An 8111-nucleotide genomic window follows, 5' to 3' on the forward strand; every position below is an offset into this window, starting at 1 on the left:
ATCGGATGTTCCTGTAAGGAAGGCCGTCTGAAAGCGCGTTTTAACGTTGTCAAAACGGATTGTGCCTTTTCAGACGGCCTCGGTTTATTTATGCGGCCGGATTAGTGGCTGCCGCATTTGCCTTCGCCGCATGCGCCTTCGGCCGCTTTAGGGGCGGCTTTTTTGGCGGCTGCGCATTTGCCTTCGGCCGCTTTGCTTTTGGCGGCACCGCATTTGGCTTCGGCCGCTTTGCCTTTTGCGGCGGGTTTGGCCGCGCCGCATTTGCCTTCGCCGCATGCGCCTTCAGCGGCTTTTTTCGCTGCCGCTTTGGCCGGAACGGTTTGTGCGGGTTTTGCGTTTTGGTCGGCAGCGGCGGCAGCCTGGGTGCCCATCAAAGCCAATGCACCGGCCAGGGCGGCCAAAGAAGAAGTGGTTTTCATATCTTTACTCCTGAGTGTTAAAAAACGAATGAATATGCCGGAAACAGTCCGGCAGGCTGTAAAAGGCCGTCTGAAAGCAAAATTTCCGCCTTTCAGACGGCCTGAAAGCTATTTTTTGCGGAAAAGCAGGTAGTCCAGCGAATACTTTCCCGCGCCCTGCAACAGCAGGGGCAAGAGCAGCAGCAGGTAAATAAAGGCCATTTTATAGCCGTTGTCGCACACATTGTAGCCGTTGCCCGCGTGCACCGCGTACCAGGCCACGGCGGTCAGTATCATCAATGCCAGCGCACCCAGGCGCGTCAGCAAACCCAACACCAGCAAAACGGGCACGACCAATTCCGCCCCCATCGCCAGATTCCAGCTCAAACCCGCCGGCAGCAGGTCGAAGGGAAACGGAAACGCGTCCCGTATATCGGCAAACCAGTTTTCGCCGCGCCATTTGGCCAAGCCTGCCTCGCCGAATTCGTAGGCGGCAAACAGCCTCAATGCCAACATTGAAATGCCTTTGCCGCAATCTTCCGTCGAACGGCAAAGGCCGAGCGTTTTATCCATAAAAAACTTCCTCCGATGTCTTGATGCACGCTTAGACGGCGAAGGCGGCCGTTTCTTACAAATAAAGGGGAAAAATTTTAGTTTTTTCTATAAACCGATGAATGGAAATGAAATAAATTTAAATAAAATCGGCAAGTCATTTCCTTCGCTGCCGTTTCACGGCAGACGGGCGGTTCCTGCTTGCAGGCCATCTGAAAACGGCCTGCCGGCCCACTCAATCGGCTTCATGCCCGTGCGCGCAGCCGCAACCGCAGGTATGCCCTGCCTCATGCCATTCTTCCTCTTCGCCGTCGAAGGTTTCCATATCGTCGAATTCGCCGTTTTCCAGCATGGCCGCCAGTTCGTTGATGTCGTGCGCGCCTTCCACCCAAAAACAGGGTTCCCCGGGGGCGGCATCCGGCGGCAGAACTGCCGCCGTGCCTTCGTACCAGGCCGCCCAATAGCCGTTGGCCGTCTGAAAAAAGCGGGCGTCGGGATGTATGGTTTCGCCTTCGGTATTGACCAGCATCCGGGCGGCAATTTCGTTTTGAAACGGCAGTGTATCCATTTTCGGGTTTCCTTGTCGGTTTATTCCGCCTGTGCCGCTGCGGCATCAGGCGCGGTTTCTTCGTTCGGCGTGTCGTTCAGGCTGATTTCGATTTCGGCGTAATTCTCCGGCTGAACGATTCTGACCAGCCCTTCTTTCGCCAATTCCAAAAGCGCGATAAAGGTAACGACCACATAGGCCGGGCCTTGCGACGGGCGGAACAGTTCGGAAAAACGGCAGGGCGCGGTTTGCAGGCGGCGCAGGATACCGCTCATTTGCGCGCGGACGGACACGGCCTCCTGTATAACCTCATGGCTTTTGTTGTGTTTGGCCCTGGAAAGGATGGCCAGCCAGGCCTGCGTCAGGTCGGATAGGACGACTTCGGGCAGGCGGACTTCGGCGGCGATTTCCAGCGGCAGGTACGCCCAGGCGAAATCCCGTCCGGCACGCGGCAGCGCGTCCAAGCCCTGCGCCGCCAGTTTCATTTGTTCGTAGGCCAGAAGGCGGCGCACCAGTTCCGCACGCGGGTCGGCCTCTTCCCCGTCTTCCGTTTCGGCGGTGCGCGGCAGCAGCAGCCGCGATTTGATTTCAATCAGCACCGCCGCCATCAGCAGGTATTCCGCCGCCAAATCAAATTGCTGCGCCTCGATTTGGGCGATGTAGTGCAGGTATTGCTCGGTGATTTTAATCATCGGGATATCCAGCACGTCGATATTCTGCTTACGGATGAGGTAGAGCAGCAAGTCCAACGGCCCTTGAAAACTGCCCAAGACGACTTTCAGCGCGTCCGGCGGGATAAACAAATCCTGCGGCAGGTCGGTTACGGGCCGGCCGAACACCCAGGCGATGGCCTGTGCATTCTGTGTGGGCGGAGTGGAAAAAGACGTGGCGTGATTCATGGTTTAATAGCTTGAAACGATGTATTCCGCCCCGCTGAAACGGCCTTTGCGGACGACAAAGGGTATCCTTCCATTTCCGGCTCCCGTTTACCAATCCACCAGCAGGCGGCGGATTTGTTCGATGGCATCATAGGATTTCCGGCTGCGTTCGTCCGCCGCCGCACCGTCGTCGGCATGGGCGACGATGCCGCACAGGTGGGCATAAGGCAGGCCGACTTCGCGCGCCAATACCGCTTCGGGCATGCCGGTCATGCCGAATATGTCTACGCCGTCCCGCCGCAAACGCCGCATTTCGGCGCGGGTCGGCGTGCGCGGCCCCTGCAGGCAGCCGTATACCGCCTGCGGCAGCAGCACGGTCTCGCGCGCAGCGGCGTGTTCGAGCAGGGTTTGGCGCAAAGCCGCATCGTAAGGTTCGGTAAAATCGGTATGCACCACGCCGCAGTTGTCGTTTTCAAAGAAGGTAGCGGAACGGGCACTGGTGTAATCAATCAAATCGTCGGGCAAAACCAGCGAGCCCGACCGCCAATCGCTATTTAACGATGTAACCGCCGATACCGCGATAATTCCGACGACTTCCAACGACTTTAACGCCCAAATATTGGCGCGGTAGTTAATTTCGTGCGGCGCGAGCGTGTGGTTCAGGCCGTGCCGCGCCAAAAACACCAGCTCGCGGCCGCCGCTCCTGCCGGTGAGCAGCGGCGCGCTGGGCAGGCCGTATGGCGTGCGGACGATTCTGCGTCCGGTGATTTCGAGTTCGGGAATGCGGGTCAGGCCGCTGCCTCCGATAACGGCAAACATGTCTTTCTTGCTCCGGCAGGTAAAAGGGCGGCATTATAGCAGGCTGTCCGAACTGTTTGTTTTCATCTGCCGTCGGTTTCCTTTTCAGACGGCCTGCTATAATTTAGGCCGTCTGAAAAACTATACCAACACTACCCGCCCCATGACCACGGACTTCGACATCCCACTTTTCCTCAAAAACCTGCCCAACCTGCCCGGCGTGTACCGTTTTTTCGACGAAGGCGGCAACGTTTTATACGTCGGCAAAGCCGTCAACCTCAAGCGGCGCGTGTCCGGCTATTTCCAAAAAAACGACCATTCCCCGCGCATCGCATTGATGGTGAAACAGGTTCATCATATCGAAACCACCATCACCCGCTCCGAAGCCGAAGCTCTGATTCTCGAAAACAACTTCATCAAAGCCCTGTCGCCCAAATACAATATCCTCTTCCGCGACGACAAAAGCTATCCTTACCTCATGCTCAGCGGACATCAATATCCGCAGATGGCGTATTACCGCGGCACGCTGAAAAAGCCCAACCAATACTTCGGCCCCTATCCCAACAGCAACGCCGTGCGCGACAGTATCCAAGTCCTGCAAAAAGTCTTCATGCTGCGTACCTGCGAAGACAGCGTGTTCGAACACCGAGACCGCCCTTGTCTGCTTTACCAAATCAAACGCTGCACCGCGCCCTGCGTCGGACACATCAGCGAAGAAGACTACCGCGACAGCGTGCGCCAAGCCGCCACTTTCCTCAACGGCAAAACCGACGAACTGACCCGCACCCTGCAACACAAAATGCAGACCGCCGCCGCCAACCTGCAATTTGAAGAAGCCGCCCGCTACCGCGACCAAATCCAAGCGCTCGGCATCATGCAGAGCAACCAGTTCATCGACAGCAAAAACCCGAACAACCCCAACGACATCGACCTGCTTGCGCTCGCCGTTTCAGACGGCCTCGTCTGCGTACACTGGGTCAGCATCCGCGGCGGGCGGCACGTCGGCGACAAAAGCTTCTTCCCCGACACCAAAAACGACCCCGAACCAAACGGGCAAGAATACGCCGAAGCCTTCGTTGCCCAACACTATCTGGGCAAAAACAAACCCGACATCATCATCAGCAACTTCCACGTCCCCGACGCATTGAAAGAAGCCTTGGAGGGCGAACACGGCAAACAAATGCAGTTCGTAACCAAAACCATAGGCGAACGCAAAGTCTGGCTGAAAATGGCGGAACAAAACGCACAAATGGCGATTGCCCAACGCCGCCTGCAACAAAGCAGCCAGCAACACCGCATCGACGAGTTGGCAAAAATCCTGAACATGAATTCAGACGACCTCAACCGCCTCGAATGCTTCGATATCAGCCACACCCAAGGTGAAGCCACCATCGCCTCCTGCGTCGTGTACGACGAACAAAACATCCAACCCTCGCAATACCGCCGCTACAACATCACCACCGCCAAACCCGGCGACGACTACGCCGCCATGCGCGAAGTCCTCACCCGCCGCTACGGCAAAATGCAGGAGGCCGAAGCCAACGGCGAGGCCGTCAAATGGCCGGATGTCGTATTGATTGACGGCGGCAAAGGACAAATCGGCATCGCCGTGTCCGTATGGGAAGAACTCGGGCTGCACATCCCCTTGGTCGGCATCGCCAAAGGCCCCGAACGCAAGGCCGGCATGGAAGAACTCATCCTCCCGTTCACCGGCGAAACCTTCCGCCTGCCGCCCAACAGCCCCGCCCTGCACCTCCTGCAAACCGTGCGCGACGAATCCCACCGTTTCGCCATCACCGGCCACCGCAAAAAACGCGACAAAGCCCGCGTTACCTCCTCCCTCAGCGACATCCCCGGCGTAGGCAGCAAACGCCGCCAAGCCCTGCTCACCCGCTTCGGCGGCCTGCGCGGCGTCGTTGCCGCCAGCAAAGAAGATTTAGAACAGGTCGAAGGCATCAGCAAGGCATTGGCGGAAACCATTTACGAGCATCTGCATTAAACGATGGGATGAATAAAGCAAGAGGTCGTCTGAAAAGTTTTCAGACGACCTCTTGCTTTATTTGCCATGCCATATCAAAAACAATATTTTTTTAAAACCTTATTAGGAACGTATTGATAAATATCCCGAAATTCTTTCTCTACCGCGCCTGAAGCAGGATTCAGCTTCTCATTCCGCACCAATTTTATTTTATCTTTAGTTACTTCCGACAACGATGCAGCGGTATAGCGGTACTCCCGATGCAAACCTGCCGTCAAACGGTCGCGGGTAAATTCATACTGGTATTTATCCTGTCCCGTTTCCCCATAAAAATCAACATCCATCCTGCAACGTCCTTGAGATTTGGCAAACAATACCAACCCGCTTCCCTCCGGACTCAATTCAAAATCCGTTAAATCCTTTTCATAAACTTTTTTCCATTGGGAATGATGACTTTGAGCAGCAAGCAAACCCGAGCTCAAGAATAAAACTGAAACCAATAAACTCTTAACGACATTCATATGATTGCACCTGGATTCCTAAGTAATTGATAACGAAGCAACGGATTGTGAAGAACACGGTTGCATTCTAATCTACCTAATCCTGCCCATCAAACAAACCGGCCAATCCTCCCGTCCCGTCATTCTGAGTTCGAATCAATCTGAGATTTAACAAAGGAAGAGGCCGTCTGAAAACCCGAAACCTCGGTTTTCAGACGGCCTTCACACAACATCATCAATGGTCGGAAGCCTTTTCCGCCCCGATACCGGTCATCGAACGGACATACTGCTCTTCATAACCGGCCTTGTCTTCTTCGGCACGGGCAGATTTGTCGGTTATTGAAGCCAGCCAAGCCGCAATAAAGGCAGCGGGGATGCTGAAAATGGCGGGTGAACCGTAGGGGAAGACGGGCGATTCGAAATGAAACACGCTAACCCACACACTCGGCCCCAAAATAATCATCACCAGCGACAGCAGCAGGCCGGTATAACCGCCGACAACCGCACCGCGTGTGGTCAATCCTTTCCAAAACATCGACAGTGCCAAAATCGGGAAATTGGCCGAAGCCGCCACGGCAAAAGCCAAGCCAACCATGAAGGCAACGTTTTGATTTTCAAAAATCAAGCCGAAAACAATCGACAAAACACCCAAAATCAGCACGGTAGTGCGTGAAACCCGCATTTCCTCATGGGAAGTGGCCTTTCCTTTGCGGATGACTGACGCATAGATGTCATGGCTTACCGCTGAAGCACCCGACAGAGTCAAACCCGCCACCACGGCCAAAATGGTTGCGAATGCCACCGCCGAAATAAAGCCTAAGAACATATTGCCGCCCAAAGCTTCGGACAAATGCACCGCCGCCATATTGCTGCCGCCTATCATCTCATAAACGGTTTTGCCGTCTTTCACCATTTCCGCGAAGAAATTCGGATTGTCCTTGGTTACAAAAATAATGGCGCCGAAACCGATAATAAAAGTCAGGATGTAGAAGTAGCCGATAAAGCCCGTGGCGACAAACACCGATTTACGCGCTTCCTTCGCGTCCGGCACGGTGAAGAACCTCATCAGGATGTGCGGCAGGCCGGCCGTACCGAACATTAAAGCCAATCCGAGCGACAACGCATCAATCGGGTCTTTCACCAAACCGCCAGGCTCCAGAATTTTGCTGCCTTTTTCATGAATGGACACCGCTTTGGCAAACATCTGCTCCATACTGAAGCCCGATACCTTCAAAATCACGAAAGCCATAAAACTCGCACCCGACAACAGCAGCACCGCTTTGATCATCTGCACCCACGTAGTTGCCAACATTCCGCCGAACAACACATACGCCACCATCAAAACGCCGACAATAACCACGGCCGACAGATAATTCATGCCGAACAACAACTGAATCAGCTTACCCGCGCCGACAATCTGCGCAATCAGGTACAGCATCACCACCAGAATCGAACCGGAAGCGGCTAAGAGGCGGACCGGCGTTTGCTGCAAACGGTAGGCCACCACGTCGGAAAAGGTAAACTTGCCTAAATTCCGCAGCCGTTCGGCCACCAAGAACAACACCAGCGGCCAACCGACCAAAAAGCCGGTGGAATAAATCAAACCGTCATACCCGCGCGTGAACACCATGGCGGAAATACCGAGGAAAGACGCTGCTGACATAAAGTCGCCCGCAATCGCCAAACCGTTTTGAAACCCCGAAATTCCGCCGCCCGCCGTGTAAAAATCCTTGGACGATTTGTTTTTCTTTGCCGCCCACTTGGTGATAAACAGCGTGGCGCCGACGAAAATAAAAAACATCACCACCGCAGGAACATTCAGCGGACGCTGTTGCACCTCGCCGGAAATAGCGTCTGCCGCCCATGCTGCGTTGGCGGCCAAGCAGGCTGCAAAGGCAAAATAAAATTTATTCATCTTTTTCATTTTTTCCCCTCCGTTACTTCGCGCACCACTTCGCGGGTGGTTTCTTCAAAACGGCCGTTGGCAACATAAACATAAATGCCGGTAATCGCCACCGCAAATATAATCACGGCCAGGCCGATATAAATCCCCCAAGTCGTTATCCCGCCCTCGGACACGGGCGTGGCAAACGCCTGTGGATCGATGCCGAGATAGGCGACAAACAGCGTATAGACCACAAACATCACGGCGGAAAACGTCCAGCCCAAAATCGATTTCTGTTTGGCCATGGTTTGGAACTTGGGATGCGACAGTACTTTGGAAGTTGTCTGCTTATCCATTTTTCAATCTCCTCTTACTTTGTGTTCAGCCGGCAAACCGGCATGGCGCGATTTAAAATCCCTGCAGACATTTTGGCTAATTTTATTTTCGGATGAACATCATCAGTCTGCCTGATGGCCGGCGTGTCCGGCGTGTGCCCGCCGCTTCGTGCCGCCTTATCAAAGCAGGTATTCCGGCAAAGAATAGAGGCCGAGACCTTTGCAAAATTCCCCAAAATC

Annotated in this window: 10 protein-coding genes; 1 reads left to right on the top strand and 9 read right to left on the bottom strand. The window is 54.6% G+C overall.

The window, feature by feature from the left end:
* Positions 1–101: 101 nt before the first annotated feature.
* The 5 genes from HMPREF3107_RS07865 to HMPREF3107_RS07885 form a co-directional block, all read right to left on the bottom strand.
* A complete protein-coding gene (locus tag HMPREF3107_RS07865) occupies positions 102–419 on the bottom strand; it encodes an HvfA family oxazolone/thioamide-modified RiPP metallophore (protein WP_049250249.1) in 318 nt (105 codons plus the stop codon).
* A 108-nt stretch (positions 420–527) separates the two neighbouring features.
* Positions 528–971, bottom strand: coding sequence for an HvfX family Cu-binding RiPP maturation protein (locus HMPREF3107_RS07870; RefSeq protein ID WP_003771689.1), 444 nt, complete (start codon positions 969–971; stop codon positions 528–530).
* 214 nt (positions 972–1185) lie between these two features.
* Positions 1186–1518 (bottom strand): general secretion pathway protein GspG, encoded by a 333-nt coding sequence (locus HMPREF3107_RS07875; RefSeq protein WP_070454807.1) that lies wholly within the window; start codon positions 1516–1518, stop codon positions 1186–1188.
* A gap of 20 nt (positions 1519–1538) precedes the next feature.
* Positions 1539–2396 carry a segregation and condensation protein A gene (locus tag HMPREF3107_RS07880; protein WP_070454808.1) on the bottom strand — a complete coding sequence of 286 codons (858 nt, stop codon included), beginning with the start codon at positions 2394–2396 and terminating at the stop codon, positions 1539–1541.
* An 87-nt stretch (positions 2397–2483) separates the two neighbouring features.
* Positions 2484–3194 (bottom strand): S-methyl-5'-thioinosine phosphorylase, encoded by a 711-nt coding sequence (locus HMPREF3107_RS07885; RefSeq protein ID WP_070454809.1) that lies wholly within the window; start codon positions 3192–3194, stop codon positions 2484–2486.
* 142 nt (positions 3195–3336) lie between these two features.
* Between HMPREF3107_RS07885 and uvrC the strand changes: the two genes are divergently transcribed.
* Positions 3337–5172: an excinuclease ABC subunit UvrC gene (uvrC, locus tag HMPREF3107_RS07890; RefSeq protein ID WP_070454816.1), complete on the top strand. Its 1836-nt coding sequence runs from the start codon at positions 3337–3339 to the stop codon at positions 5170–5172.
* A 74-nt stretch (positions 5173–5246) separates the two neighbouring features.
* Here uvrC and HMPREF3107_RS07895 read toward each other — a convergent pair whose 3' ends face one another.
* The 4 genes from HMPREF3107_RS07895 to HMPREF3107_RS12370 all read right to left on the bottom strand — a co-directional run.
* Positions 5247–5672, bottom strand: coding sequence for a hypothetical protein (locus HMPREF3107_RS07895; RefSeq protein WP_070454810.1), 426 nt, complete (start codon positions 5670–5672; stop codon positions 5247–5249).
* 214 nt (positions 5673–5886) lie between these two features.
* The gene (locus HMPREF3107_RS07900) at positions 5887–7575 is read right to left on the bottom strand and encodes a cation acetate symporter (RefSeq protein WP_070454811.1); all 1689 of its coding nucleotides are present in this window, start codon (positions 7573–7575) and stop codon (positions 5887–5889) included.
* Positions 7572–7892, bottom strand: coding sequence for a DUF485 domain-containing protein (locus HMPREF3107_RS07905; protein ID WP_070454812.1), 321 nt, complete (start codon positions 7890–7892; stop codon positions 7572–7574). The genes HMPREF3107_RS07900 and HMPREF3107_RS07905 overlap by 4 nt, the downstream gene beginning before the upstream one ends.
* 14 nt (positions 7893–7906) lie before the next feature.
* The coding region (locus tag HMPREF3107_RS12370; protein WP_210391414.1) for a hypothetical protein at positions 7907–8111 on the bottom strand (205 nt) is incomplete at its 5' end.

The sequence above is a fragment of the Neisseria sp. HMSC31F04 genome (genome assembly GCF_001807735.1).
GTDB lineage: Bacteria > Pseudomonadota > Gammaproteobacteria > Burkholderiales > Neisseriaceae > Neisseria > Neisseria elongata.